Annotated in this window: 19 protein-coding genes and 1 pseudogene; 11 read left to right on the top strand and 9 right to left on the bottom strand. The window is 71.5% G+C overall.

The genetic code is table 11. The features are described 5' to 3' along the window. Positions 1 to 6 precede the first annotated feature (6 nt). Positions 7 to 1,746: a lysine--tRNA ligase gene (lysS, locus tag ACFYYB_RS18060; protein ID WP_389436109.1), complete on the top strand. Its 1,740-nt coding sequence runs from the start codon at positions 7 to 9 to the stop codon at positions 1,744 to 1,746. Positions 1,747 to 1,821: 75 nt separating this feature from the next. Here the strand turns inward: lysS and ACFYYB_RS18055 are convergent, their stop codons facing one another. The 3 genes from ACFYYB_RS18055 to ACFYYB_RS18045 all read right to left on the bottom strand — a co-directional run bounded on the left by ACFYYB_RS18055 (position 1,822) and on the right by ACFYYB_RS18045 (position 5,285). Beyond that, a complete protein-coding gene (locus ACFYYB_RS18055) occupies positions 1,822 to 3,237 on the bottom strand; it encodes a DUF2637 domain-containing protein (RefSeq protein ID WP_389436108.1) in 1,416 nt (471 codons plus the stop codon). Positions 3,238 to 3,467: 230 nt separating this feature from the next. Then, positions 3,468 to 4,271 carry a DUF3558 family protein gene (locus tag ACFYYB_RS18050; protein ID WP_389436107.1) on the bottom strand — a complete coding sequence of 268 codons (804 nt, stop codon included), beginning with the start codon at positions 4,269 to 4,271 and terminating at the stop codon, positions 3,468 to 3,470. 147 nt (positions 4,272 to 4,418) lie between these two features. Next, a complete protein-coding gene (locus tag ACFYYB_RS18045) occupies positions 4,419 to 5,285 on the bottom strand; it encodes a DUF3558 domain-containing protein (protein ID WP_389436106.1) in 867 nt (288 codons plus the stop codon). Between the two features lie 171 nt (positions 5,286 to 5,456). On the opposite strand from ACFYYB_RS18045, the gene ACFYYB_RS18040 reads away from it, so the two are divergent. The 3 genes from ACFYYB_RS18040 to ACFYYB_RS18030 all read left to right on the top strand — a co-directional run bounded on the left by ACFYYB_RS18040 (position 5,457) and on the right by ACFYYB_RS18030 (position 8,714). After that, complete coding sequence (locus ACFYYB_RS18040) at positions 5,457 to 6,650, top strand: RtcB family protein (RefSeq protein WP_389436105.1); 1,194 nt, start codon at positions 5,457 to 5,459, stop codon at positions 6,648 to 6,650. A gap of 316 nt (positions 6,651 to 6,966) precedes the next feature. Continuing rightward, positions 6,967 to 7,923 carry a hypothetical protein gene (locus tag ACFYYB_RS18035; RefSeq protein ID WP_389436104.1) on the top strand — a complete coding sequence of 319 codons (957 nt, stop codon included), beginning with the start codon at positions 6,967 to 6,969 and terminating at the stop codon, positions 7,921 to 7,923. Positions 7,924 to 7,964: 41 nt separating this feature from the next. Further along, on the top strand, positions 7,965 to 8,714 hold the full coding sequence (locus ACFYYB_RS18030) for a polysaccharide deacetylase family protein (RefSeq protein ID WP_389436103.1): 750 nt from the start codon (positions 7,965 to 7,967) through the stop codon (positions 8,712 to 8,714). A gap of 11 nt (positions 8,715 to 8,725) precedes the next feature. On the opposite strand, the gene ACFYYB_RS18025 is transcribed toward ACFYYB_RS18030, so the two are convergent. Beyond that, a complete protein-coding gene (locus tag ACFYYB_RS18025) occupies positions 8,726 to 9,487 on the bottom strand; it encodes an SDR family NAD(P)-dependent oxidoreductase (RefSeq protein ID WP_389436102.1) in 762 nt (253 codons plus the stop codon). A 171-nt stretch (positions 9,488 to 9,658) separates the two neighbouring features. Here ACFYYB_RS18025 and ACFYYB_RS18020 point away from each other — a divergent pair, with 171 nt between their 5' ends. Further along, complete coding sequence (locus ACFYYB_RS18020) at positions 9,659 to 10,156, top strand: hypothetical protein (RefSeq protein ID WP_327305221.1); 498 nt, start codon at positions 9,659 to 9,661, stop codon at positions 10,154 to 10,156. Positions 10,157 to 10,235: 79 nt separating this feature from the next. Here ACFYYB_RS18020 and ACFYYB_RS18015 read toward each other — a convergent pair whose 3' ends face one another. Beyond that, on the bottom strand, positions 10,236 to 10,985 hold the full coding sequence (locus ACFYYB_RS18015; protein WP_389436101.1) for a Mut7-C RNAse domain-containing protein: 750 nt from the start codon (positions 10,983 to 10,985) through the stop codon (positions 10,236 to 10,238). A gap of 134 nt (positions 10,986 to 11,119) precedes the next feature. Further along, a pseudogene (locus ACFYYB_RS18010) lies at positions 11,120 to 11,527 on the bottom strand (winged helix-turn-helix transcriptional regulator); the annotation flags it as partial. A 130-nt stretch (positions 11,528 to 11,657) separates the two neighbouring features. On the opposite strand from ACFYYB_RS18010, the gene ACFYYB_RS18005 reads away from it, so the two are divergent. Together ACFYYB_RS18005 and ACFYYB_RS18000 are read left to right on the top strand one after the other, a co-directional pair. Further along, positions 11,658 to 12,611, top strand: coding sequence for an NADP-dependent oxidoreductase (locus ACFYYB_RS18005; protein ID WP_389436100.1), 954 nt, complete (start codon positions 11,658 to 11,660; stop codon positions 12,609 to 12,611). Between the two features lie 147 nt (positions 12,612 to 12,758). Continuing rightward, positions 12,759 to 13,505: a hypothetical protein gene (locus tag ACFYYB_RS18000; RefSeq protein WP_389436099.1), complete on the top strand. Its 747-nt coding sequence runs from the start codon at positions 12,759 to 12,761 to the stop codon at positions 13,503 to 13,505. Positions 13,506 to 13,571: 66 nt separating this feature from the next. Here ACFYYB_RS18000 and ACFYYB_RS17995 read toward each other — a convergent pair whose 3' ends face one another. From ACFYYB_RS17995 to ACFYYB_RS17985, 3 genes are all read right to left on the bottom strand, one after another. Beyond that, positions 13,572 to 13,985: a hypothetical protein gene (locus tag ACFYYB_RS17995; RefSeq protein ID WP_389436098.1), complete on the bottom strand. Its 414-nt coding sequence runs from the start codon at positions 13,983 to 13,985 to the stop codon at positions 13,572 to 13,574. A gap of 18 nt (positions 13,986 to 14,003) precedes the next feature. Continuing rightward, positions 14,004 to 21,449 (bottom strand): polymorphic toxin type 27 domain-containing protein, encoded by a 7,446-nt coding sequence (locus ACFYYB_RS17990; protein ID WP_389436097.1) that lies wholly within the window; start codon positions 21,447 to 21,449, stop codon positions 14,004 to 14,006. A gap of 531 nt (positions 21,450 to 21,980) precedes the next feature. Further along, entirely contained in the window at positions 21,981 to 22,418 is a 438-nt protein-coding gene (locus ACFYYB_RS17985) for a hypothetical protein (protein ID WP_008738524.1), read from the bottom strand. Positions 22,419 to 22,710: 292 nt separating this feature from the next. On the opposite strand from ACFYYB_RS17985, the gene hemL reads away from it, so the two are divergent. The 4 genes from hemL (at position 22,711) to ACFYYB_RS17965 (ending at position 26,886) form a co-directional block, all read left to right on the top strand. Beyond that, complete coding sequence (hemL, locus tag ACFYYB_RS17980; RefSeq protein WP_389436096.1) at positions 22,711 to 24,033, top strand: glutamate-1-semialdehyde 2,1-aminomutase; 1,323 nt, start codon at positions 22,711 to 22,713, stop codon at positions 24,031 to 24,033. Continuing rightward, positions 24,030 to 24,728 (top strand): histidine phosphatase family protein, encoded by a 699-nt coding sequence (locus ACFYYB_RS17975; RefSeq protein ID WP_389436095.1) that lies wholly within the window; start codon positions 24,030 to 24,032, stop codon positions 24,726 to 24,728. Before hemL ends, ACFYYB_RS17975 begins: the two co-directional genes overlap by 4 nt. A 173-nt stretch (positions 24,729 to 24,901) precedes the next feature. Next, on the top strand, positions 24,902 to 26,161 hold the full coding sequence (locus tag ACFYYB_RS17970) for a hypothetical protein (protein ID WP_389436094.1): 1,260 nt from the start codon (positions 24,902 to 24,904) through the stop codon (positions 26,159 to 26,161). An 89-nt stretch (positions 26,162 to 26,250) separates the two neighbouring features. Then, complete coding sequence (locus tag ACFYYB_RS17965; RefSeq protein ID WP_389436093.1) at positions 26,251 to 26,886, top strand: TlpA family protein disulfide reductase; 636 nt, start codon at positions 26,251 to 26,253, stop codon at positions 26,884 to 26,886. Positions 26,887 to 26,964: the final 78 nt, after the last annotated feature.

The raw sequence follows: 26,964 nt of genomic DNA, 5'->3' as shown, positions 1-26,964 counted from the left end.
CGTGTCGTGGCTCAGAGCGCCCCGAGCAACACCGAGACCGACTGGGTCTCCCGTTTCGCGGACGAGGTCATCGCCGAGGCGGAGCGCCGAGCCCCCGGCAAAACGATTGTCGTCGCGTCCGGCCTCTCTCCCTCCGGCCCGATCCACCTGGGCAACCTCCGCGAGGTCATGACCCCGCACCTGGTCGCCGACGAGATCCGCCGCCGGGGCTTCGAGGTCCGCCACCTCATCTCCTGGGACGACTACGACCGGTACCGCAAGGTGCCCAAGGGCATCCCCGGCGTCACGGAGGAGTCCCACGCCCGGCACATCGGCCGCCCGCTGACCGCCGTGCCCGCGCCCGAGGGCTCCGCCTACCCGAACTGGTCCGAGCACTTCAAGGCCGCCATGGTCGAGGCGCTGGCCGAGCTGGGCGTCGAGTACGACCCGATCAGCCAGACCGAGCAGTACACCGCCGGCACCTACCGCGAGCAGGTGCTGTTCGCGATGAAGCACCGCGCCGACATCGACGCGATCCTCGACCAGTACCGGACCAAGCAGAAGCCGGGCGGCAAGAAGCCGCAGCAGAAGCAGGTCGACGAGGCCGAACTGGAAGCCGCCGAGGGCTCCGGCGCGGCCGCCGAGGACGACGGCAGCGCGGAGGGCACGGAGTACTTCCCGTACAAGCCGTACTGCGCCGAGTGCGGCAAGGACTTCACCACGGTGACGTCCTACGACGACGAGACCACCGAGCTGACCTACGTCTGCACCGAGGACCAGTTCACCGAGACTGTCAAGCTCAGCGAGTTCAACCGCGGCAAGCTGGTCTGGAAGGTCGACTGGCCCATGCGCTGGGCCTACGAGGGCGTGATCTTCGAGCCCTCCGGCGTCGACCACTCCTCGCCCGGCTCCTCCTTCCAGGTCGGCGGGCAGATCGTCGGGATCTTCGGCGGCGAGCAGCCGATCGGACCGATGTACGCCTTCGTCGGCATCAGCGGCATGGCCAAGATGTCCTCCAGCAAGGGCGGGGTCCCGACCCCGGCCGACGCGCTGGAGATCATGGAGCCGCAGCTGCTGCGCTGGCTCTACGCCCGCCGCAAGCCCAACCAGTCCTTCAAGATCGCCTTCGACCAGGAGATCCAGCGGCTCTACGACGAGTGGGACAAGCTGGAGGCCAAGGTCGCCGACGGCTCCGTGCTGCCCGCCGACGCCGCCGCCCACGCCCGCGCCGTACGCGTCGCCTCCCACGAGCTGCCGCGCACCCCGCGCCCCATGGCGTACCGGACCCTCGCCTCGGTCGCCGACATCACCGGCGGACACGACGAGCAGACCCTGCGCATCCTCAGCGACCTGGAGCCGGACCGGCCGCTGACCTCGCTCGACGAGGTGCGCCCGCGCCTGGACCGCGCCGAGAGCTGGATCTCCACCCAGGTCCCGGCCGACCAGCGGACCCTGGTGCGCGAGGAGCCCGACGCGGAGCTCCTGTCCTCCCTGGACGACGAGGGACGCGAATCCCTGCGCCGCCTCGTCGACGGGCTCGACTCGCACTGGTCGCTCGACGGGCTCACCACCCTCGTCTACGGCGTGCCCAAGGTGATGGCCGGCCTCGAGCCGGACGCCAAGCCGACGCCGGAGCTCAAGGTCGCGCAGCGGACCTTCTTCGCCCTGCTGTACCGCCTGCTCGTGACCCGGGAGACCGGGCCGCGCCTGCCCACCCTGCTGCTCGCGGTCGGGGCGGACCGGGTGCGCAAGCTGCTCGCCGTCTGAGGACGTGTGACATGAGGAAGGGCCCGCACCCCCCGGGGGGTGCGGGCCCTTCCTCATGCGCGGTCCTCCGGGGGCCTACGCGATGTGCTCGTTCTCCAGCTCGGTCTGGTAGCGCTGCTTGAGCTGCGGGAAGATCTTGCGGATCAGCGAGGCACTGCGCGGATGCACCACGCCGTACCGGTCGGCCAGCAGTATGTCGAGCTGCTCGGCGGTCAGGACCTCGCCGTTCTCCTCCAGGTGGGAGCGGAACACCTCGTACGCCGCCTCCGCGAACTTCACGTCGTCGTCGCTCGGCGGCTCGCCCTCCGGGAAGGCCTCCTCCTGGCGCGGACCCGGTATCGGCAGCTCCTGCGGCTCCGGCTCCCGCTCCTGCTCCGACCGCTCCTGCTGCTCCTGCTGCTCCGGGCCCGACGGGGGCATGACCGGGGTCGGCTCCAGGCCCTCCACGTACTGCGGGTTGTAGCCGCCCTCGTACGCGGCCTGCGGCGCACGCGGCGCCGCGAACCAGGCGCTGTTGTGCGCGGCCGGCATCGCGGTCGGGTCCACCACGAAGGGGGCGGCGTCGGGGTGGCCCTGCGGGGCCACGGCCCCCGCCGGGCCCTCCGCGTACTGCGTCCCGGGGCCGGCGAGCCGGTGCTGCTGCTGCGCGGCGTCCGCGGGGGCTCCCGCGGCGGCAGGGGCGGCGGCAGCGGCGGGCAGGGCCGCCGCCGTGGCCGGCTGCTGCGCGCCCTCGGCGGCCTCCGCGCCCTCGGCGCCCGCCGGGAGGGCCGGGGCCGTCGGCTCGGCGGCCGGGGGCGGCGGGATGAGGAGCGGCTCGATGCCCGCCGCGGCCAGGCCCTCGGGGGCGGTCTGGGACAGCGGGACGCCGATGCGGGCGAGGCGCAGCGGCATCAGGGCCCCGACGGGGGCCTTGCGGCGCCAGGCACGGCCGTAGCGGGCCTGCAGGCGGGCCTGATAGATCAGCCGGTCCTGCTCCATGCCGACGGCCTGCTCGTAGGAGCGCAGTTCCCACAGCTTCATCCGGCGCCACAGCTTGAAGGTGGGGATCGGCGAGAGGAGCCAGCGCGTGATGCGGACGCCCTCCATGTGCCGGTCCGCGGTGATGTCCGCGATCCGCCCCACCGCGTGCCGGGCGGCCTCCACGGTGACCACGAACAGGATCGGGATCACGGCGTGCATGCCGACCCCGAGGGGATCGGGCCAGGCGGCAGCGCCGTTGAAGGCGATCGTCGCCGCCGTCAGCAGCCACGCCGTCTGACGCAGCAGCGGGAACGGGATCCGGATCCACGTCAGGAGCAGGTCCAGCGCGAGCAGGACGCAGATGCCCATGTCGATGCCGATCGGGAAGACCAGCGAGAAGGAACCGAAGCCCTTCTTCAAGGCCAGGGCGCGCACGGCGGAGTACGAACCGGCGAATCCGATCCCCGCGATCACGACGGCTCCGGCGACCACGACACCGATCAATATCCGGTGCGTACGAGTCAGCTGCATCGCGGCCACCCGCGATCCCCTCCCCTTGTCGAGCTACGGCAGGGCACAGCGTACGCGCGTACGGGGAACACGACGTCGGCGGTCCGGACCCGGCCCTTCCGGGCACCGGCCGGACCGCCGACGACGTGGCACGTCCGAGGAGTTCGGCTCCGAGAGCCGGGCTCTACGAGGGGTCCCAGGAGCCGGGCTCTATGAGCCGGTCCCAGGAGCTCGGTCCCAGGAGCCCGGTCCTAGGAGTTCGACGGAGAGGGCGACTGCGACGGCTGCGCGGACTGCGACGGCTGGGCCGACTGCTCCGGCTGCTGCGCACCGTTCGCGGCCTGGACCGAGGCCACGGTCTCCTTCGCCGCCGCGATGGCGTCCTGGAGCAGCTTGGCCTGGTCCGGAGCGGTCGCGCCCTCGTAGGCCGTGCCGTTGTAGTCGAGCGTGACGACGACGTTCTCCGTGCGCGCGATGACCGAGGTGTTGAAGAAGGCGCCGTCCTTCTTGGTGGTGAAGGTGACCGAGGTGGCCTGGTCGCCGATGCCGCCCGCCTCCTCCGGCTTCACGTTCTCCGCGCCCTCGACGGCCTTCGCCTTCTCGACCTGCTTGGCGTACTCGTCCTCGGCGCGCTTGTTGCCGGTGCCGACCGAGGCGAGCGCGTCGTAGCGGACCAGGGAGATCGAGAGCCAGCGGTACTGCGAGCCCTTCAGACCGGCCTCGTCCAGACCGTTCCAGGTGCAGGTGGCACGGCTGGTGAGGTCGTTGGACTTGGCGGCGGTGCCGTTCGCGTCCTTCGCCTTGGGGACGATCGTCTCGATGGTCTTCGCGGAGACCGCCTTGCACGGCTCCGGCAGCGTGGCGTACGCGGCCTTCTCCAGCGCCTCCTTGGAGGGCTTGGCGCTCGGCTGGGAGGACGAGGAGCTTTCGGACTTCTTGCCGCTGTCGGTGCCCGACTTCTTGCCCGAGTCGGACGAGCAGCCGGCGACCGTGAGGATCACCGGGACGGCTGCGCAGGCGAGGACGCGGGTGAGGCGCGAGGCTGATCGGTGCATGATTCCTTCAGACGTTGTGGGTCTTCGTGCGGGCTCGTTCGGGCCCTCCGGCGGGCGCGGGACCCGAGCAACGGTAGCCCGACCCGGCGCCCGGCTGCTGTGCGCGCCGTCACGGCGGCCCCGTACGCCCCCCTGGGCCGAGGCCGGCTAGTCGTCGAACCGCTCCACGAGGGCCTGCGCCAACTGCCGTGCCCTGTCCTGGGTTTCACCGCTGGGCGGGACCGTGCCGGGGAGCGCGGGCTGGACGCTGTACTCGACGGAGACGATGACATTCGAGGTACGGAACACAATGCGGACGGTGCGCGCCTGCGCGGCGGTGGCCCCGGCCGCGGCGAGCTTGTCGTCCACGAAGGCCTCGTCGCCGAGCCCGTCGAGCACGCGGGAACCGAGCTCCGGCGGGGCGGAGGGACTGCTGCTCGGACTCGGGCTCGTACTCGCGCCCGGAGCGGCGCTCCCGCTCGTGCCCGCGGCCGGTGACGGAGCCCCGGACGGCGCGGGTCCGGACGGCGCGGCCCCGGACGGCGTCGGGCTCGCCGACGGCACCGGGGCGGGCAGGTTGGCGGCGGTGAGCTTGCGGCCGTAGACCTGGCGCGCCTTGTCGTCGTCGCTCGTGGTGGCCCGGTCGTACGAGACCACGCGCTCGAAGTCCACCGACAGCAGCCGGGTCTCGGTCGGGGTCTGCGCGGTCCAGCGGCAGCCGACGCGCCGGTCGGCGTCGTAGGAGGGGTCCGCGACCCCGGCGTAGAGGGCTGCCAGGGCCTCGGGTGCGAGCCCCTCGGCGGCCGGGAGCATGGCCTTGACCTTCTTGCCGTCGACGGCCTTGCAGGGCATGGGCAGGCTGCGGTACTTGCCGGGCTGGGGGGTCGTACCGGGATTGCCGCCGGGCTTCGAGTCGCCGCTGTTGATTCCGATCCCGCCGCCGCCGTCGGTGCAGGCGGTGAGGCCGGCCGTGAGGGCGGCGAGCATCGCGACGGCTGGCAGGACTCCACGTACTCGTACCGTCTTGCGCTGCACGTTCCACCGGCTCCCTTCGGGAAAATGCGTTGCCGCGGCTCGGGCGCGGATGGACACAATGTCTATCGCACACGCTGGTGCCGGCGCCGGTCCTCTGTCGTATTTAGGGCTATGAGCGAGGCTTTTTGCGTTTTCAGGCTTTTGTGGTGTTGACGGGGTGTTGAGGGTGAAATGTCGTACGTAGAAGTTCCCGGGGCGCAGGTTCCCATCAGGATGTGGACCGACCCGGCGTCGGTCGAGGACAGCGCGATGCGCCAGCTCCAGAACACCGCCGGCCTCCCCTGGATCAAGGGCCTCGCCGTCATGCCGGACGTCCACTACGGCAAGGGCGCGACCGTCGGCTCGGTCATCGCCATGAAGGACGCGGTCTGTCCGGCGGCGGTGGGCGTGGACATCGGCTGCGGCATGTCGGCGGTGAAGACCTCACTGACCGCGAACGACCTCCCGGGCGACCTGTCGGGCCTGCGCTCGCAGATCGAGAAGGCGATCCCGGTGGGAGCGGGGATGCACCGGGAGGCGGTGGATCCGGGACGGCTGTACGGCGTCTCGGAGCGGGGGTTCGGGGACCTGTGGGAGCGGTTCGACTATGTCGCGGACGCGGTGAAGTTCCGGCGGGAGCGGGCTTTGCGGCAGATGGGGACGCTCGGGACCGGCAACCATTTCGTTGAAGTTTCAATTGATGTGAACGGGTCGGTTTGGCTCATGCTGCACTCCGGGTCCCGGAACATCGGCAACGAGCTGGCGGACTTCCATATCGGAGTGGCTCGGGGGCTCTCGCACAATCAAGGGCTGATCGACCGGGACCTCGCGGTGTTCCTCGCGGCAACGCCGGAGATGCAGGACTATCGCAACGATCTCTTCTGGGCTCAGGAGTACGCGAAGTTCAATCGTGCCGTGATGATGAGCCTGCTCAAGGAGGTCGTACGCAAGCAGTTCCGCAAGGCCAAGGTCTCCTTCGGACAGGAGATCAGCTGCCACCACAACTACGTGGCGGAGGAGCGGTACGACGGCATGGATCTGCTGGTCACCCGTAAGGGCGCGATCCGAGCCGGCAGCGGTGACTACGGAATCATCCCGGGCTCCATGGGGACGGGTTCGTACATCGTGAAGGGCCTCGGCAACGAGAAGTCCTTCAACTCGGCCTCGCACGGCGCCGGCCGGAAGATGAGCCGGACGGCGGCGAAGAAGCGCTTCTCGACGCAGGACCTGGCCGAGCAGACCAAGGGCGTCGAGTGCCGTAAGGACGCGGGGGTCGTGGACGAGATCCCGGGTGCCTACAAGTCGATCGAGCAGGTCATCGAGCAGCAGACCGACCTGGTCGAGGTCGTGGCGAAGCTCAAGGCGGTCATCTGCGTCAAGGGCTGACCCAAAGGCGTCTGGAGCGACGGAAGGCCGGAACCCGATGGGTTCCGGCCTTCCGTCGCTCCGGGCGGGGTGTGTCGACGGCGTGGGTACGCGCCGCCGGCTCGGCTCGCCGGGTGTGATGTGATCGGCGCGTTTTGGTTGTTCCGGCCCGTGGGGGGGATCTGTCGTGGAGCGTGGGGTTGCTGGTCAGTGGTGTGGGCTCGGGGTTGCTCTCGTGGTCGTGGCGGGGGCTTCCGGATGTTCGGGTGGGAAGGGGGAGGGCGGGGCGAGGGGTGCTGCGCCGTCCGTTTCCGCCGCTCCCGTGGCGCCGGCGCGGGTGATTTCCGTCGCCGATGCCGAGAAGGTGTTCAACAACTACGGGTGGGCGAACTCGGTGGCCGAGGGGAAGGCCGACTTCGCGGCGATCTCCAGGATCCAGACCGGTGCGCTGCTGCAGGAGACCAAGGCGCGGCACGAGCGCAAGAACCTGCACGCGATCGTCACCGGTGGGGACACCGATTTCGCCCGGCCCGTCTTCGTGATCCCGACGGAGCGCGAACAGCCGCGGTATCCGCGTTCGTTCGTCGTGTTCAGCAAGGCCCACTACTTCGAGGAGGACCGTGCGACGGCGGTGCACCACTTCGTCCAGGACGGGCCCGGTGGTGCGTGGAAGGCGGCCGCTGCTTCCTGGGTGTTCGGGGCGCCGGTCAAGGCGGATGCGCCCCCGGCCCGGTTCCTGGAGCGCAAGGAGCTGCTGATGCGGGAGAAGGAGATCGCGGCTCCGAGCACCGAGGTCGTCGCGGGTGCCGTTCTCTCGTCGCGGGCCGATGAGGCTCGCAAGGCCTGCGGGCGGTACGGGGACTACTTGAGCTTCACCGCCCCCCACGGGGAGCGCGAGAGCGAGTACTTCATGCCGGGCTCCCGCACGGGCGGGGTGGTCGACGCGTACAACGCGAAGGACGCCCTGGTCGACGGGCTGGTGCGGGACACCTTCGCGTACGCGCCCACGGGCGGGGACCTGCCGGTGGTGCGGCTCGCGGGCGGCGCTTCGCTGGTGACCTGCACGTACGTGATGTCCGAGCACTCGGAGAACAAGCCGGGGACGAGGTGGTTCGCGTTCAAGAAGGGCAGCGACGTCGAGCGGATGCTGGGCGGGTCCCGGCACTGGACGGTCGCGGACCGGAACTGGGCGGTGACGGCGGTGATCGAGGTTCCGGCGCGGGGGGCGGCTGATGTGGTGACCGTCAACTCCCGTGGTGCGGAGCTGCTTTCCGCGCAAGGAACTCCCTACTAGGGGATTGACGACGGGAGTTGGTCTAGACCAAGGTGTGCCGCATGTGGAGATCCCGTGCGGTTCTTGCCGCGCTCGCGTCGTTGTCGCTCACCGTTGGTGCCGCTCAGGCGGCCGATGCCGTCGGGTCGTCCGAGGGGGCCGCTCCGGCCGCCGCCCCGGCCACCGCTCAGGCCGCTGCCGCCGGCTCGCGGGCCGTCGGGCTGCCGCCCGTCGTATCGCACGTGCCGACCAGCGAGAAGGTCGTGTTCATCACCATCGACGACGGGTGGGCGCACGATCCGGCTGTTGCCCGGACGCTCGTCGACCAGCGGGTGCCCGCTTCGCTGTTCCTGCTGCCGGGGGCGTTCTCGTACGACGCCCAGTACTTCACCGGGCTGGTCGCGCAGGGGCGGTCGGTGAACGTCGAGAACCACACCGTCAACCACTCCGATCTGACGACGCTCGACGCCGCCGGCAAGGACACCGAGGTGTGCGGGGCCGGGGAGCAGCTCGCCGCGGCCTTCGGGCGGGAGCCGAAGCTGCTGCGGCCGCCGTACGGGGCCGTCAACGACGACGTGCGGCTGGCCGCCAAGGCGTGCGGGGTCAAGGCGCTGATCACGTGGACGCACGACTTCACGACGTGGAGCGAGACGCCGGCCACGCCGCGGCTGAACGCGGGTGACATCGTGCTGCTGCACTTCACGCCGACGCTCGGCGCGGACCTGAAGCGGGCCCTGGACGCGGCGAAGGCCGCCGGGCTGAAGCCGGCGGCCTTGATGCCGCACCTGAAGAGTGCCGGGCTGGTGCCTTAGCTGCCGCGGTCCTACAGCTCGCGGTGGAGCTTCGTGTTCGAGGCCTGGGCGCGGGGGCGGACCACCAGGAGGTCGATGTTGACGTGGCTGGGACGGGTCACCGCCCAGGTGATGGTGTCGGCCACGTCGTCGGCGGAGAGGGGCTCGGCCACGCCGGCGTAGACCTTCTCCGCCCGCTCGGCGTCGCCGCGGAAGCGGGTCTTGGCGAACTCCTCGGTCTTGACCAGGCCGGGGGCGATCTCGATGACGCGGACGGGCTGGCCGACGATCTCCAGGCGGAGGGTCTCGGCGAGGACGCGGGCGCCGTTCTTGGCGGCCACGTAGCCGGCGCCGCCCTCGTAGGTGGCGTGGCCGGCGGTGGAGGAGAGCACCACGACCGTGCCGTCGCCCGAGGCGGTCAGGGCCGGGAGCAGGGCCTGGGTGACGTGGAGCGTGCCGATGACGTTGACCTCGTACATCGTGCGCCAGTCGGCGGGGTCGCCGGTGGCGACGGGGTCGGCTCCGATGGCGCCGCCGGCGTTGTTGACGAGCACGTCGCAGCGGTCGAGGGATGCGGCGAGGGCGTCCACGGCGGCGCGGTCGGTGACGTCGAGGGCGTGGGCGGCCGCGGAGTGGCCGGCGGCCTGGATCTCGGCGGCGAGGGCCTCGATGCGGTCCTTGCGGCGGGCGGTGAGGACTACGTGGTAGCCGGCCGCGGCGAGCTGCCGGGCGGTGGCCGCGCCGATGCCGCTGCTCGCGCCGGTGACTACGGCGGTTCGGGTGGCCGTGCTCATGCGGGCTCCTCGTGCGTTCGTGTGCTCGTGCGCTTGTACGGGTGGGTACTGGCCAGCATAGGCCGGTCGCCGCACAGGTCACCGGCCGCGCGGGGGCCGCGGGCCGGGGGGCTCGCCCTCGTTCGTGTGATGGTCCGACCATCGGGCGGGCGGGAGGGCTAGCGTCCGCGCGTGGAGGTGGTCGCGGTGCGCCGAGGTGCCGTACGGAGTGTGGTGATGGCCGGGCTGCTGGTGCTGCTCGGCGGGCTGGGCAGTGGCGTGGGCAGTGCACTCGCCGGGGCCGGGCCGGAGGCCGACGTGGCCTATCACGGGCGGGTCGCCCTGGACGGCGGCCGGCTGCGGATCTTGCTGGTTCCGGAGAACGAGGGTCCGTCCGCCCTGGCGAACGCGACCGTACGGCTGCGCCTGTCGGCCGATCTCGCGGACCGGCAGGAACTGGCGGAGGGCTGTGCGCGGGCCGGGCTGCGCGAGGTGGTGTGCGAGACCGGGGCGCTGCCGCTGCACGGGCGCGGGCGGCACATCGGGCTGGTGCTGCGGCTGAAGGAGCCGGCTTCGGAGGTGGTGGTGCGGGTCGACACGTGGTGGAACGGCGGCGCGACGGACCGGAACCACACCAACAACGAGCACGTGGTGCTGGCCCTGGACACGGGGGACACGTACGCGTTCTGACGCGTAGGGGTGGTCTGACGCGTACGTGCCCTGCGGGTGCGTGCGTGGGCACGGGTCCCCGCTGGTGCGGGGCCCGCCGCTACGGCGTGCCCACGCCGCCGAACTCGGCCATGGCCTCGTCGACGATCCGCTCCAGCCGGGCGTGGTGGGCGCCGCGCCAGTAGACGCGCTCGCAGTCGGCGCACTGGGCGAAGACCTCGTACGAGCGCTGCGTGCCGCTCTCCAGCCGGTCGCCGACGCTGTCCTTGTCGGCCTCGCGCAGGGTCCCGTTGCACGCGGTGCAGCGGGTCCACGGCGCGAGGGCCGGGGCGAACCGGCCGAGGATGTCGCGGACCTGCTCGTCGGGGTTGTCGCTGTAGACGTACGCGCCGGCGAACAGCTCGCGGCGGCGCAGCAGTCCGCGGTCGCGGGAGAGCAGGACGCGCTGCTCGGCGGCGGAGCGGGTGGCCAGGGCCGGGTCGCCGATGTCCTCGTTCTCGTACGCGGCGTCCACGCCGAGCAGCCGCAGGCGGCGGGCGAGGGTGCCGAGGTGGACGTCGAGGAGGAAGCGCAGCGGGGTGGTGCCGGGGACGCCGGGGAGGTGCTGGGGGCGGTCGACGGCGAAGACCTCGACGGATTCGCCGGCCCGGGGCACGTGGGCGAGGGGCGTTTCGGCGCCGTCGACGAGGATCCGGCCGACTTCGGTGAGGGGGACGCCGGCCGATTCGACGACGTGGCCGAGGCTGGAGACGCCGTCGGTGGTGGTCGGTACACGGGTGCCGCGGCGCGCGGGCGCGGCGAACACGTGCAGGTCGGGGGCGAGGGTGAGCTGAATTCCGGGTCCGTTCACGGGGTCAGCATGCCATCGCGGGGCGGGCCGAGGCGGGGGATTTACACCCCCGCGCGCGCGTTCGCGGTCTTGCTCGCATCCGTGTCCGCATCCGCATCCGCATCGGTGTCCGCGCCCGTGTCCGCGTCCGTGCCGGCGGCTACCGCGTCGTGCAGTTCGCGGTGGGCGTTGACCTGGTCGAAGTGGTTCTCGGCCCATTCCTTCACGGAGCTGAGCAGGCAGCCCAGGTTGGCGCCGAGTTCGGTGAGCCGGTAGTCGACGCGGACGGGGACGGTGGGCGTGACGGTGCGGGCGACGAGGCCGTCGCGCTCCAGGGAGCGCAGGGTCTGGGTCAGCATCTTCTGGCTGACGCCGGGGATCTTGCGGCCGAGCTCGCTGTAGCGCATGGTGCGGTCCTCGGCCTGGGTGAGCGCGCTGACGATGAGGCCGACCCACTTGTCGCTGATGCGGGCCAGGAGCTGGCTGGTGGGGCACTCCTTGAGGAAGGCGTCGTAGGACTCGCGGGCCTCTTCGCGGCGGGCTTCGGCGGTACGGGTGGCCATGGGTGCCCCACTTCCGGGTCGGGTACGCACTTCGAGGTACGTACTTACCAATAGAGAGTAGCTCTCCTTAGGTTGGTTCTCACCGGGAACACCGGAACCAGAGAGCGAGCCCGCGGAAGAGGCGATGGCGATGAGCGAGACCCAGCAGACGACCGGCCAGGCGACGGCGACGGCGACGACTACGGCGATGACGACGATGGCGGCGGCGGTGGCCGAGGGCTTCGGCGGCCCCGAGCGGGTGGAGATCGTACGGGTGCCGGTCCCGCGGCCGGGCGCCGGGCAGGTCCGGGTACGGGTCCGGGCGGCCGGTCTGAACCCGGTCGACGGCGCGGTACGGGCCGGAGTCTTCGGCGGCGAGGGGCAGCGGCTCGGCTTCGGCTGGGACGTGGCGGGCGAGATCGACGAACTCGGCGCGGACGTGGCCGGCTGGGCGGTGTCCGACCGGGTGGTCGGCCTGCACTACGGGCCGGTCAAGCCGCTCGGTACGCACGCGGAGTACGCGGTGCTCGACGCGTCGGCGCTCGCTCCGGCCCCCGTGACGGTCGACACGGTGACAGCGGCGGCGCAGCCGCTGAGCGGCCTGACCGCGGCCCGTGCGGTGGACCTGCTGGAACTCCCGGCCGGGGCCGCGGTCCTGGTCACCGGTGCGGCGGGAGCGGTCGGCGGGCTGGCGGTCCAGCTGGCGGCGCGGGCCGGCTACGTGGTGACGGCCCTGGCGGGAGCCGATGACGAGGAACTCGTACGGTCCCTGGGCGCGGCCCACTTCGTCCCGCGCGGCGAGACTCCGGCCGGCGCGGTGGACGGCGTCGTGGACACGGCGGTGCTCGGCGGGCCGGCCCTGGCCCTCGTCCGGGACGGCGGCTCCTACGTCGGCCTGATCCCCCACGCGGCCCCGGCGCCGGAGCGCGGCGTCCGCGTGGTGGAACAGGAGGTGGCGGCGGACGGTGCGCACCTGGCCCGCCTGGTGACGCTGGTCGACGCGGGTGAGCTGACCCTCAGGGTGGCGCGCACCTTCCCCCTGGAGGAGGCCCCAAGGCCCACGCCCTCCTCGCGGACCCGGGCACGCGCGGCCGCATCGTCCTGACGGCCTGAGCGAACTCGGTGAATTGGCGGATATGTCCGGCGTGGGCTGAAACGGCCTATTCGAAGCCGCAACGTAATGAGGGCGGGCCCTGCTCTCGGTAAGATCATTCCGCTAATGCTTCGCCAGCGAGAGACGCCAGGAAAGACCATGAAAATGCGCAGGGCCCTCCCCATTGCCGCCGTCATACCGGCCCTTCTCGCACTGTCCGGATGCAGCGGTGAATCCGCGAAATCCGACGGAAAGAAGCCGGAGGCGAGCGCGAGCGCCGGCGCGAAGAGTGAGCAGAGTGCCGAGGAGAAGAACGCCGCCGAGGCGAAGCGCCTGGGCGCGCTCGACGAAAAGGCCATCGAAAAGGTGGCCATCACCGGCTCGACCGCGGGCTTCGACGCCAAGCCGGTCGCCGCGGCGGACGTCGAGGCCGGCCAGGGCATGGAGGCGGACAAGAAGGTCTGCCAGCCCCTCGCCAGCCTGATCGGTGGTTTCACGCACATTCCGGCCGTGAGCGTGGCGCACCGCTCCCTCCAGCCCGGCGAGGCGACGAACGCGACCGTCGGCTCCATGTGGCTGGCCTCGCACTCGAAGGACAACGCCGTCAAGGTCATGACGGAACTGCGCACGGCCGTCGCCGAATGCCCCGACGGGTTCAAGACGCTGGGCCTCGCGTACGGCAAGGTCGAGGGGCTGCCCGCGCCGAAGCTCGGCGACGAGGCCGTCGGCTACCGGATCACCGGAGACATCGGCAAGCAGAAGGTGCCGATGACCTACACGGTGGTGCGCAGCGGGGGCGTCATCGCGGCGTTCTACGGCGTGAACATGCTGGACGCGGAGAAGGCGGCGATCCCGGAGCCGGTGATCAAGGCCCAGCTGGAACGTCTCTCCGCCCCGACGGGCTGACGGAATAACTAAAAAAAGGGGGGCCTCCCCGGTGCGATGCACCGGGGAGGCCCCCCTTTTTTCGTATCAGTAGACGCTCCCCGATTCCGCCGGGAATTGCGGCGGCCAAGACTCATTCGGGTCGTACAACGACTGTCGTTCGCCCATCAGCTCGTACTCCGCCTCCCGCCAGCTCGGATGACCGCCGACGACGAAACTGTCGCCGTCCTCCTCCAGCATCCAGGTGTAGGCGGCGTCCGCCGCCGGAATGCCGTGCCGTTCGTGGAGCACGGCGAACTCGGTGGCGGTCGCCCGCCGGATGTGGAGCCCGTTGTCGTAGTAGGGCTTGAGGAACATCAGTTCCACGTGCCCGATATAGACCTCGACTCTCGTCGTGGTCTGGTCCGCGAGGGTGGCCTCACTGGTCAGAAAGAGCTGGCGGTGCGAGGGGTTGAACCCGGTCACTCTGAAGAGCCGCCCCTCTCGGACGAAATCCGTCATTCCCATCACTCCTCAGAATTACTCGGGCACGAGCGATCCGTCAGGGTAGGTGAAGCGGGTGGGATAGACCCGCTCGTACTCCCCCTTCGGCCCCTTCGCGGGGTTGAACATGTACCAGTCGATGGACTTCCAGGTGCGCTGGTCCCGCCGGACGGCCGTGCGGAGTCTGCCCATCTCCCAGGCCGTTCCGTTGCCCCCTGCCTGGATCACATCGAACCTGTCGGGGGGAAGTGTGTCCGCTCGAGCCAGGAGCTTGGTCAGCGCCTCGTCGGCGTTCTTGGCGCCGGGGACACCGTCCAAGGACACCGAGATCTTCACGTTGGAGTTGGTCACCGCTTTGTCCACGCCTATCGTCCACAGGGCGCGCAGTCCATTGCCATTGGCGTCGAGTACCTCCGTCGCGAACATCTTGGGGTTGAAGGTTCCCCCGCCGATGGCGCCGGCCAGGTGGTCCGAACCGGCCTTGTTCGGGCCGGCGTTGATGCCGAGGACGACGTGATCGCCGTCCTTGGCCATATCCGCGATGATCTTCTCGCACTGCTTGGCGGCGTCGCTGGGGCCGGCCATCGCGACGGAGAACGCCTTGACCTTGAAGGTCGCGGCGCCCCCTACCTTGCACGCCTTGTCGAGCTGCCGGACGATCCGGTTGACGATGCCCGCGATCGCGGCCTCGGTCAGGCCGATGGTCCGGAGCGCCATGAAGGCGTCCATGAACCGGATGCCCGTCTTGATGGCGGCGTCCGCCGCCATGATCGCGGCCTTCGCCGACCTGAAGATCGGGCCCGCGACGAACCAGCTCGCCGCCCAGGCGCAGTCGCCCCAGCTGCCACCCGAGAGTCCCGGTGTGAGCAGCTTGGCGCAGCCGATGAAGTCGCCGAGTAGGACGTCGATCGGATCGATGCCCGAGTTGAATTCGAGCGGCGTCAGCGTGACCGTGATGGTCTTCGTCTCCGCCGGGCTCACGTCGGGCTTGAGGTAGATCGCGTGCTCGGCCGGGCAGCTGCCCGTGGTGGTCGCGTACGTCTCCCATCCCACCGCGCACATGTACACGTCGACGTGCGCCTTGTACGTGACGTCGGCCGTGATCGTGCAGTTCCCGACGTGGTAGATCGCGCCGCAGTTGTCCTTCTTGACGTTCTTCGGTTCGCCGATGTACTCGAAGTGGTCGAGGATCGCCCACACATCGCCGATCCCGGTGGTGACGCCCTGCCCGATCTGCTCGGCGCTGCCGCCCTTCTCCGAGCGGTCCGCGGCGTTCTGGGCCTCCGTCGCCGCGTCGCGCGCACCCTCGGCGGCCTTCTCCGCCGCCTTCGCGTCGGTCTCCGCCTGGGTGGCGGTGGCGCGGGCGCTCGCGGCGTCCTTCTCGGCCTGGGTGGCCGCGGCGCGGGCCGAGGCGGCGTCCTTCTCCGCCTCGGTGGCGGCCGAGTCCGCCGCTGCGGCGTCCGCCTCCGCGTCCATCGCCGCCGACGACGCCTTCAGGGCGTCCTGGCCGGCCGCCTTGACGTAGCCGTCGGACCGCTTCGCCGAGTCCTGGGCGGCCTTCGAGTCCGCCGCGGCCGCGGAGGCCGAGGCCTGGGCCCGCTGGTACGCCTTGGCGGCACGGGCCGCGTCGGTCGCCGCGGCCGCGGACGACTGCGCCGCGGCCTGCATGTCCGCCGCGGCCTGTGCGGCCAGGGCTTTCGCCTCGGCGGAGAACCCGTCCGCCTGGTTCGCGGCGGCGGCCGCTGCCGCCGCCTGCTGCTGCGCGGCCGTCAGGGACTGCTGCCCCGTCAGCACCGCGAACGCCGCCGAACTGTCGGACTCCTGGTACGGGCCGCCGAGGCTGATCGCCTCGCTGGCCGGGTTGAGCACCGCCTTGGCGGAGTCGCGGGCCGCAGCCGATGCCTGCACGGCCGCGAGGGCCTTGCCGGCGGTGGTCGCCGCCCAGCTGGCGGTCTGTATCGCCTCGCTGCGCGCCGCCGCCGCGTCCGCCTGGGCGACCTTGGACGCTGCGGAAGCCTTCTCCGACTGCTCCTTGGCTCCCTTGGCGTCGGCCGCCGCGGCTATGGAGGCGTCGATGGCCTCGGCCGCCGCGGCGTGCGCCGCTGCCGCCGAACCGGCCGCGACCATGAAGGAGGCCCAAGCGCTGTCGGACGCCTCCCGGGCACGGGACGCGGAGCCCTGCGCCTTGGTGGCGGCCTCACGGGCGTTGACGGCCGCGGTGGTGGCCGCGTTCGCCGACGCGCGGGCGTTGGTGGCGGCGGTGGTCGCCGTGTTGGCGGCGCCCCGGGCCGTGGTGGCGGCGGCACGGGAGCCTTCGGCCGCGTCCGTACCGTCGTCGGCGTCGGCCTGGGCCTCCAGGGCCGCCGCCTTCGCGTTCAGCGAGTCACGCCGTAGCTCGGCCTCCTGAGCCCGGTCACGGGCCGCGACCGCCTCGCGCTCGGCCTTCTCGGCATCACCCCTGCGGTCGGACGCCGTGGCTCCCGCCGCATCCGCCGACTTGCGGGCGTCGCTCGCGATCCGGCCCTGGGCGACGGCGTCGGCCTCGTGGCCCTTGGCCTTGTTCCGCTCGCTCTCCGCGGTGGCCCGGTAGGCCGCCGCGTTGGCGCGCTCCAGTTCGGCGACGGCCCGTGACGCCTGGGCGTCGGCCGCGGCCTGCTTGGCGTCCTTCTCCTCCGCCAGGGCGGTTTCCTTGGCCTTCTTGGCCTTCTTCGCGTTCTCCGCGGCCGAGGCCGCGTAGGCGTCGGCGCTGTCCGCCGCCGCCTTCGCCTGGGCGGCGGCCTCCTGCGCGGCGATGCGGCGGAACTCGGTGTTCACCGCGTGGGCCTCGGTCTGCGCGAGCGCCAGCAGCGTTTGGGACGTCGCGACCGTGGCGTTGGCCGCGTTCAGCGCCGTCTCCGTGGCCTTCGCCGCAGCGGTGGCGGCGGCGCCGGAGGCACGGGCGACCTGCACCGACTGCTGCGCGTACATCAGGCCACGGCCGCGCGGCACCTCGGAGGCGTCCGCGATCGTCCATGCGTCCTGCTGGGCGCTCACCGCGCGCTGGGACGCGGCGGTGGCCAGGGCGGACTGCTCCTTGGCCTTGACGACCAGCGCCGCGACGTTGCCCCGGGCCTTCGTGAGGTCCGTCTGCGCCCGGTCGAACAGGGCTTGCTTCGGCTTCAGGATGGTGCTCGGGTCGGCCGCGAGCTTGTCGTGCCAGTACTTCTGCCACAGCAGGATCTGCTCGGCGAGCCAGGCCTGGCCGATGGCCTCGATCATGTGGTCGGTGGCGGCCTTCGTCGCCGCGGCGGCGTCGGCCTCCGCCCGCATGATCAGGCCGCGCTGCGTGTTCTGGCCCGCGTACTCCGACTCCCACTCGGCCGAAGCCTGGGACACGGCGTCGCTGAGGGCGTTGCGCGGGTCCACGGGGTCGCCGTGGTTGCACGTGGCCCAGGCCTGCTTGAGGTTCTCGACCTCGACGCGGAACGCCGGGGTCCCCTCGGTGACCTTCTTCGCGGGGAAGCCGCCGTACCGCAGGTAGGTGGCGAGGTCGGTGGAGGTGGTGCCGCCCCAGAACATGGTGTTGGTCGCACTGGCGTCGCGCAGCATGGAGTCCGCCGCGAAGTCGTGCCAGTCGTCCTTGCCACGGTTCTGCTCGGTGACCGCCTTCGCCTGGGCGATCGCCCCGGTGCCGGGGTTCGTGTGACCGTCCCAGCCCAGCCGGGTGGACAGCTTCGGCTGCGTGGAGTGGGTGAACTCCATGACCTCGGCGCCGAACTCCGGTGCGTGCAGCGTGATCTGATCGCTGAACGCGCTCATCGCGTACGGCCGGTTGGCGTCCTCCAGGATCGCCGTGCGGGCCGCGATGGCGTCCACGTACTCGTACGCGGCCTTCTTGTCCTGGGCGGTGGCCTGCCCCAGGGGCATCAGCTGGAGCCAGGAGATGTCGCCGATGACCGCGTGCAGCTGCGCGTTGGTCCCGGTGAGGCCCTCGATGGCCTTGGCCTTCGTACGGGCGCCGCCGGCATGCAGGGCGACACCGGTGATGCAGCGCTCCAGGCGCGGGGTGCTCCGGGCGTCACGGATGACGGCCGCCAGCTCGCCCAGCCGGCGCAGTGCGTTGTCGGCGTCGTTGAAGATCGTCCGCATGCCGTCGGAGACCTTCTGGATCGCCAGGGCGAGTGCGGGGATCCGGCCGACGATCACGGAGGACGAGGGGATGTCCACGAGCGCCCAGAGGCAGGCGTCGACGTCCCGCGAGGGCAGGCACTCCTTGACCTTGGCGGCGTCGAGCCGCTCGAAGAGGATCTGCCCGCCCTTGGTCGTCGCCCAGTCGACGACGTTCACGGAGACGGCCGTGAGGCCCTTGCGGTAGTCGTCGACACAGGTCTGCCCACACGAGTCGAGCAGGATCTGCTTCTCGCGGTCACCGAGCGCCGGCCAGTTCGAGGCACCGCCCTTGATGGGGGTGAGGCCCCCGGCGAGGGCAGCCTGGTGCGCGGCCTCGTTCTTCTCGCGCTGCTCCTGCTCGATCTTCTTCGCGGCCTCCTCGGCGGCCGAGCTGTTGCCCGCCGCGTCGGTCGCCTTGCCCTCGGCGTCCTTGGCGGCCTTCTCCGACGCGGCCGCCTTGCGCGCGGCTTCGGCGGCCTCCTCGGCGGACCGGCCGGCCTTCCCGTTCGCCTCGGCGGCGTGCCGCTCGGCGGCGGTCGCCTCACGGCCGGCCTCGGCGGCGATGCCGCTCACCGCACCGGCGGTGGTCCGGGCGCTGAGCGCGTCCTTTCCGGCCTGTGTGACGTGACCGGTGGCGGCGTCGGACGCGCTCTTCGCGCCCTGCTGCGCGGCGGACGCCAGTCCCGCTGCCGTCTGGGCGCTGTTCACGGACTCGACGGCACGCGCCGAGTCGGCCGCCGCGAGGGAGGCCGCCTCGGCAGCGAGCTTCGCGTCACCCGTGGCCTGCGAGGCGGTCTGCTGCGCGGACGTGGCGGCGGCGGCAGCGGCGGTCGCCGTGGCCTTGGCCGCCGCGGCCTGCTGCTCGGCGATCGTCTTCGACGCCTGGCCGGACAGCACCGCGAACGCGGCCGAACTGTCCTTCTCCTGGTACGGCGTGCCGACGGAGATGGCGACGTCGGCGGCGGTGATCGCCTCCCTGGCGCTGTCCCGGGCGGCCAGGGCGGCCTGACCGGCCGCGTACGCACGGCCGACCACGATCGCGGCCGAGTTGAGGGCCTGCGTGGCGCTGGTCGTGGCGGCGGCCGAATCCTGCTGCGCCTTCTTGGCGAGCTCGGTGGCGTTCTCCGAAGCCGTCGCCGCGTTGTCCGCGCGGATCGCGGCCTCCTCCGACGCGTCCAGGGCGGTGGCCGCGGCGACGTGCGCCGTGGAAGCCGCGCCCTGGGAGGCGTAGAAGGCGGACCAGGCCGTGTCGGCATTGGCCTTGGCGCGCTCGGCGGCGCCCTCCGCCGTGGTCGCGGCGCCGCGCGCGGTGACGGCGGCAGTGGTGGCCTGCTCCGCGGCCGTCTGGGCCGCGGTGGCGGACGCGGTGGCCTGGTCGGCGGCCGTACGGGCCTTCGTGGCGGCCGTACGGGTCTCGGCGGCGGCCGCGCTGCTCGCGGCAGCGGTGGCGGCGGCTTCGAGGGCGGCGGCGCGGGCCGCGGTGGCCTGCTTCGCCTGCAGCGCCGTGACCGCCTTCTCCCGCGCGGTCTGAGCGGCCTTCGCCTTCTCGTCGGCCAGTGTGCGCTTCGCGGTCGCGTCAGCGGTCGCGGTGTCCGCGGCCGTACCCGCGCTCGTGGCGCTGGTCTGCTGGGTAGCGGCGCGCTCCTCGGCCTCCTTGGCCTTGGCGCGCTCGGTGACGGCCTTCGTCCGGGAGTCACCCGCGGTGACCTGCTCGGCCTGGGCCTTGGCGCGCTCGGTGGCGGCCGTGGTGGCGGCGGTCTTGGCCTTGTCGCGCTGCTGCTCGGCCGTGGTCCGCGCGGCCTTCGCGGTGTTCGCGCTCTCCGTGGCGGCAGTGGCGTTGGCCTTGGCGCTGTCGGCGGCGGCCTTCGCCTGCTTGGCGGCCTCCTCGGCGGCGACCCGGCGGAACTCGGCCTCGATCGCCTGCGACTCGGTCTGCGCCTTCGCCAGCAGCGCCGAGCTGGTGGCGGCGGTGCCCTTGGCGGCGGCGAGCGCGGTCTCGGTCGCCTTCGTGGCGGCGGTGGCGGCCGCGGCGGAGGCACGGGCCACCTGCACCGACTGCTGTGCGTACATCAGACCCCGGCCGCGCGGGACGAAGGTCGAGTCGGCGATGGTCCAGGCGGCCTGCTGTGCGGTCACGGCCGCCTGTGAGGCGGTGGCGGCCGTCGCCGAGAAGGACTTGGCCGAGGTGACGAGGGCGGCGACGTTGGCACGGTAGCGGGCGATGTCCGCGTCGGCCTTGTCGAGCTTGGCCTTGTCGGGCGCATCGGTGTAGTAGCCGGGCTTCTGGGCGATCCTGTCGCGCCAGAACTTGCTCCACTTCAGGACCTGGTCGGCGAGCCACGCCTGACCGATGGCCTCGATCAGGTCGTCGGTGGCTTCGCGGGCCGCCGCCGAGGCGTCGGCCTCCGCGCGCATGATGCCGGCGCGCTGGACGGCCTGCCCCGCGTACTCCTGCTCCCACTCGACCATCGCGTTCATGACGGGCTCGTTGAGCTTGCGCGACGGGTCGTACGGGTTGGCGTAATCGCAGCCGGCCCAGGCCTGCTTGAGGTCCTCGATCTCGACGCGGTACTCGGGGGTGCCCTTGACGGGCGCCACGGTCGGGAAGCCGCCGCGCTTGAGGTAGGCGGCGATGTCGCTGGAGGTCCTGGCGCTGTTCGCGACCTGGCTGTCGCTGAGCATCGACTTCGACGCCCAGTCGTGGAACTCGTCCTTGCCCTGGTTCCCCTCGGCGATGACCTTGGCGCGGGCCAGGGCCTCGGCGCTGGGCGTGCTGAGGCCGGCCTCACCCAGGCGATAGGCGAGATCCCTCTGAGTGACAGAGGTGAAGTGCGCGACGTCCCGGCCGAACTCCGGTGCGTACCGGGTCAGGCCGGCGTCGGAAGGAGCCGAGAACAAGTAGGGATCGTTGACGGTGGTCAAGGCCTCGTGGCGTGCCTTGACCATGTTGGCGTACTCGTACCCGGCCTTCTCGTCGGCCTTGGAGGCGGTCTTCAACGCGCTGTCGTAGAACCACTCGATGGGGTTGACGATCCCCTTGAGCTGCTCCTCCGTGCCGGCCAGCCCCTCGATGGCCTTGGTCTTCAGCTGGGGGCCGCCGACGTGCAGCGCCACCCCGGCGATACAGCGGTCGAGCCGCCGGCTGCTGCCGATGCTGTTGCGGTACTGGGTGGGGTCGTCCTGTTCCGGCGCCGTCTCGGCGGCGGCCGGGACGGCCTGGATGGTGCCCACCAGGACGGCGGACGCCGTCAGGAGGGCCGTCGTACTGGTCGCCCTGGTCAGGGCCGACCGTAGGCGACGCCGGCGTCTGCCGGCGTCTCTGAGCAAAGACATGTTCCGCCTTGCAATCCCTCGATTGACAGGCAGTGCCGGGACGGGACATGGGTATGGAGGCATCGCGGTTCCGCGCCCGGACATGCTCCCCCGGGGACGCGGCTGCCAGCATGCTCGCCCCCCGACGAACCCGGCGCTACCGCTTGCCTTGTGACGATGTCATCTCCGACCCTCTATGTGAAGATCAAATAAACGTCGCCAAACCCCCAGCAGGGGCCAGGTGGGGGCAAGTTGCCCCTGGGGTGATCGTCTTGTTACCGGCCGGAAAGGAGCCCCTCCCGCACGTGAAACGCCCGGCCGGGGGAGCCCGGTCGGGGGAGCCCGGTCGGGGGAGCCGGGCCGGGCGCCGCACACGGGGTCGCGGTAGGGGTGGTCGCGGTATGAGTACAGGCCCTTGCGGACCTGCCGGCCCGTGGCGGCCTTCACGCGGCTGCCGAAGGTGCCCTTGCCGGTGCCGTTCATGCGCCACGGGCGGTCGGGCGGGGCCGGGGAGTCCTCGTGGGGGGCCGCCCGCAGGGAGGGGAGGCTCGGTCAGGGCCAGACGAGGCAGTACGGCTGGTGCCCGGCTTCGTGCAGCCGGTGGCTGAAATCCTGCCATTCGTGGAGCAGCTGATAGACATTGAAGGCGTCGCGGGGGCCGCCGCGGTCGGGGACCGTGGACCAGATGAAGGCGGCGGCGCCGACCGATTCCTCGCCGATGCCGCGCAGCGGGTCGACGACGGTCATCGGGAGCTTCACGACGGCGTAGTCGGGGTGCAGGACGACCAGCTCCAGCGGGGGCACCTTGTGCAGGGGTATGCCCTCGATGCCGGTCAGGACCATCGCGGCGACGGTCTCCGGCTTGATCTTGGTGAACATGCCGCCCATGCCGAGCTCGTCGCCGCCGAGCTCCTCCGGCCGCATCGTCACCGGGACGCGCGCGGCCGTGGCCCCGTCGGGGGCGCCGAAGTACTTGTACGTCACGCCCATGCCGCGGCCCCTGGGGAGGCCGTCGGGTTCCAGCGCGCTGCCCGGTACGGGTTCTGCCGCGTCCGTGGCACGTCGGCGGTGCTTGCCGCGGCGACGTTCCCGGGCGCGCTGCGGGTCCAGGCCGTCCGTGCCCTCGCCCGGTCCACCACCGCGTTGCATATCTCCACCCGACGTGTCTTGCCTGCCCCGGCCCCGTGACCCCCGCCACGCAGCCTGATCATCATGGCAGTGACCTCCCCCGGGGTGGCGCGGTGAAACGCCCGTCCGCAAGTCAGTCGCGGCCTCTGAGACCATGGCTGGTGTGAGCTACCCGTACCCGTATGAAGCCAAAGTCTCGCAGACTCTCTTTGACCGCGCGTCCCTCGTGACGCCTGGCGGCGTGAACTCTCCGGTGCGCGCCTTCCGCGCCGTGGGCGGAACGCCCAGGTTCATGGTGTCCGGTACCGGTCCGTACCTGACCGATGCCGACGGGCGCGAGTACGTCGACCTGGTCTGCTCGTGGGGGCCGATGATCCTCGGCCACGCCCACCCGGCCGTGGTGGAGGCCATCCAGGCCGCCGTCGTCCGCGGCACCTCCTTCGGTACCCCCGGTGAGGGGGAGGTCGCGCTCGCCGAGGAGATCGTCGCGCGGATCGCACCCGTGGAGCAGGTCCGGCTGGTGTCCTCGGGCACCGAGGCGACCATGTCCGCGATCCGCCTCGCCCGCGGGTTCACCGGCCGCGCCAAGATCGTGAAGTTCGCCGGCTGCTACCACGGGCACGTGGACTCGCTGCTGGCCGCCGCCGGCTCCGGCCTCGCGACCTTCGCGCTGCCGGACACCCCCGGGGTGACGGGCGCGCAGGCCGGGGACACGATCGTGCTCCCCTACAACGATCTGGAATCGGTGCGGGCGGCCTTCGCCGCGCACCCCGGCGAGATCGCCTGTGTGATCACCGAGGCCGCGCCCGGCAACATGGGCGTCGTGACCCCGGGGGAGGGCTTCAACCAGGGGCTCGCCGACCTGTGCCGGGCGAACGGCGCCCTGTACATCTCCGACGAGGTCATGACGGGTTTCCGTACCTCGCGCGCCGGCTGGTACGGCGTGGACGGGGTCACGCCCGACCTGATGACCTTCGGCAAGGTCATGGGCGGCGGCTTCCCGGCGGCGGCCTTCGGCGGCCGCGCGGACGTCATGGGCCACCTGGCGCCCGCGGGTCCCGTCTACCAGGCGGGCACGCTGTCCGGTAACCCGATCGCCACGGCCGCCGGCCTGGCGCAGCTGCGGCTGCTGGACGAGGCGGCGTACGAGAAGGTCGACGCCGTGTCGCTCCAGATCCAGGGGCTGGTGACCGAGGCGCTCACCAAGGAGGGCGTCGCGCACCGGCTGCAGACCGCCTCGAACATGTTCTCGGTGTTCTTCACCGAGGACGAGGTCCGCAACTACGACGACGCGAAGAAGCAGGAGGCCTTCCGCTTCAACGGCTTCTTCCACTCGATGCTGTCGCAGGGCGTCTACCTGCCGCCGTCGGCGTTCGAGTCGTGGTTCGTGTCCACCTCCCACGACGACAAGGCGATCGAGCGCATCGCGGCCGCCCTGCCGGCCGCCGCCCGGGCCGCCGCGGAGGCCACCGCATGAGCGCCGCAGCCGCTGGTGAGGGCAACGAGATCACCGTCGTGCACGTGGTGCGCCACGGCGAGGTGCACAACCCGGACGGGGTCCTGTACGGCCGCCGCGCCGGCTACCACCTCTCCGAGCTGGGCCGCAAGATGGCGGACCGGGTCGCGGAGCACCTGGAGAACCGCGACGTGACCTACGTCGTGGCGTCCCCGCTGGAGCGGGCCCAGGAGACGGCCGCGCCGATCGCCAAGTCGCACGGGCTGGACCTGGCGACCGACGCCCGCCTCCTGGAGGCCGGCAACGTGTTCGAGGGCAAGACCTTCGGCGTCGGCGACGGCGCGCTGCGCCGGCCCGAGAACTGGAAGCACCTGACGAACCCGTTCAAGCCGTCCTGGGGCGAGCCGTACGTCGAGCAGGTCGTGCGGATGATGAGCGCGATCGAGACCGCCCGTGACGCGGCCCGCGGCCACGAGGCGGTGGCGGTCAGTCACCAGCTCCCGATCTGGATCGTGCGGAGCTTCGCGGAGAAGCGGCGGCTGTGGCACGACCCGCGCCGCCGCCAGTGCACGCTGGCCTCGCTGACCTCGTTCACGTACCAGGGGGACGCGCTGGTGTCGGTGGGCTACAGCGAGCCGGCCCGGGACCTGGTCCCGGCGCACCTCCTCGCGGGGGCGAAGCCGGTGAAGGGCAAGTCCAAGGCGTTCGGGGCGTAGGCCCCGGCCCCGGCGGTACCGATGACACGGCCCGGCCCCTTTGGGGCCGGGCCGTGTGCCGTTGGCCAAGACTGGTCAAGACTGGTCAAGACTCAGTCTTATTTCATACAAATACGCCGACTGGCCCGTGTCGCTCTTACGCTTCATCAAATTGTCCGTTTGTATGACATTTTATGAGCGATACGCGCGGCTTCAGCCGAAGAGGAGTGCTCGGGCTCGGACTTGGGGCCGCGGCCGCGGCCGGCATCGCCGGCTGCAGCGTCGGCGGACCGTCCGACGCGGGCGGCGCCGGAGCGAACGACCCGTCGGGCGGTACGCCGCCGGGAGGCCCGGCCGCCCCGTCCGGCCCGGTGGTCAAGCCCATCGGCGACGGATCCACCGCCGACACCGGGCCCCAGCCGCACCAGCCGGCGGCCCCCGTACCCCTCCAGCCGGGCGAGACCCCACCCCAGTTCGTGGTGTTCAGCTGGGACGGCGCGGGGGAGATCGGCAACGGCCTCTTCCCCCGCTTCCTCAAGCTCGCCAAGGACCACGGCGCGGCGATGACCTTCTTCCTCTCCGGGATCTACCTCCTGCCCGAGTCGAAGAAGGACCTCTACCGGCCGCCGAAGAACCCCGTCGGCGCCTCCGACATCGGGTACCTCAAGGACGAGAACGTCCGCAACACCCTCAGGTACGTGCGCGAGGCCTGGCTCGACGGCCACGAAATAGGAACCCACTTCAACGGGCACTTCTGCGGCGGCTCCGGCTCGGTCGGCAGGTGGACCCCGGAGGACTGGCAGAGCGAGATCGACCAGGCCGTGTCCTTCGTCACCAACTGGCGCACCAACACCGGCTGGACCGACCTCGACCCGCTGCCCTTCGACTACCGCAAGGAGCTGGTCGGCGCCCGCACCCCCTGCCTGCTCGGCCAGGACAACCTGCTGCCGACCGCCAAGAAGCTGGGCTGGCGCTACGACTCCAGCTCGCCCGGCGGCCTCCAGCAGTGGCCGGTCAGGCGCGGTGGCCTGTGGGACCTGCCGCTGCAGTCGCTCCCGTTCCCCGGGCACTCCTTCGAGGTGCTGTCGATGGACTACAACATCCTCGCGAACCAGTCCAAGAACACCACCAAGGGCGTCCCGTCCAACTACCCGGCCTGGCGCACCCAGGCCACCGCCGCCTACCTCGGCGGCTTCAAGCGGGCCTACGAGACCAATCGCGCGCCCCTCTTCATCGGCAACCACTTCGAGCAGTGGAACGGCGGCATCTACATGGACGCCGTCGAGGAGGCCCTCAAGGGCATGGCGGACAAAAAGGACGTACGCCTCGTATCCTTCCGTCAGTTCACCGACTGGCTGGACGTCCAGGACCCCAAGGTGCTGGACAAGCTGCGCACGCTCGGCCCCGGCCAGGCGCCGACCGGTGGCTGGGGCACGTATCTCACGGCGGCCTGACCGGGCCCGGGTCAGCACCTGACCAGGGGATTGGCAGACCCCCCGGGGGGCGCGGAAGATCCGCAAACCGCACATGCGAAACTTTTCACATGAGCCTTAGCCGCGCCCCCCGCCGCAGCCGCTCGACCAGCGGCCGCGCCACCCTGCTGACCGCGGTGACCCTCACCGGCGCCCTCACCCTCACGGCGTGCGGCGATGCGGACGGCGGCAGCAAATCCTCCGGGTCCGCCGGAGGCAACTACGTGATGGGCTCCAACGGCATCTCCACGGTCGCCAAGGGCAAGCGCACGGACGCACCCAAGCTCGACGGCGAGACCGTGGACGGCAAGACGCTGGACACCACCACCCTCAAGGGCAAGGTCGTCGTCCTCAACGTCTGGGGCTCCTGGTGCCCGCCGTGCCGGGCCGAAGCCAAGTACTTCGCGAAGGTCGCCAAGGAGCTGGAGGCGGCCGGTCAGCCCGTAGCCTTCGTGGGCATCAACACCCGCGACAACACCAAGCAGAGCGCGACCTCCTTCGAAGAGAACTTCGGGATCACCTACCCGAGCCTCTTCGACCCGGACGGCAAGCTGATGCTCCGCTTCCCCAAGGGCACGCTCAACCCGAACGCCATCCCCTCCACGCTCATCCTCGACAAGGACGGGAAGATCGCCGCCCGCACCCTGGCCGCGGTCAACGAGGAGAAGCTGCGCTCGATGATCGACCCGCTCCTCGCGGAGAAGTGACCTCGTGGTCACCGCACTCTCCGCACTGTCCGGACTCACCGGGCCCGCCGGGCTCTCCGACGCCGTCCTCGCCGCCGA

This window comes from Streptomyces sp. NPDC002886, assembly GCF_042888445.1.
GTDB lineage: Bacteria > Actinomycetota > Actinomycetes > Streptomycetales > Streptomycetaceae > Streptomyces.
Note: the sequence above shows the minus strand (reverse complement) of the source record. Positions and strands in the feature narration are given on the sequence as shown.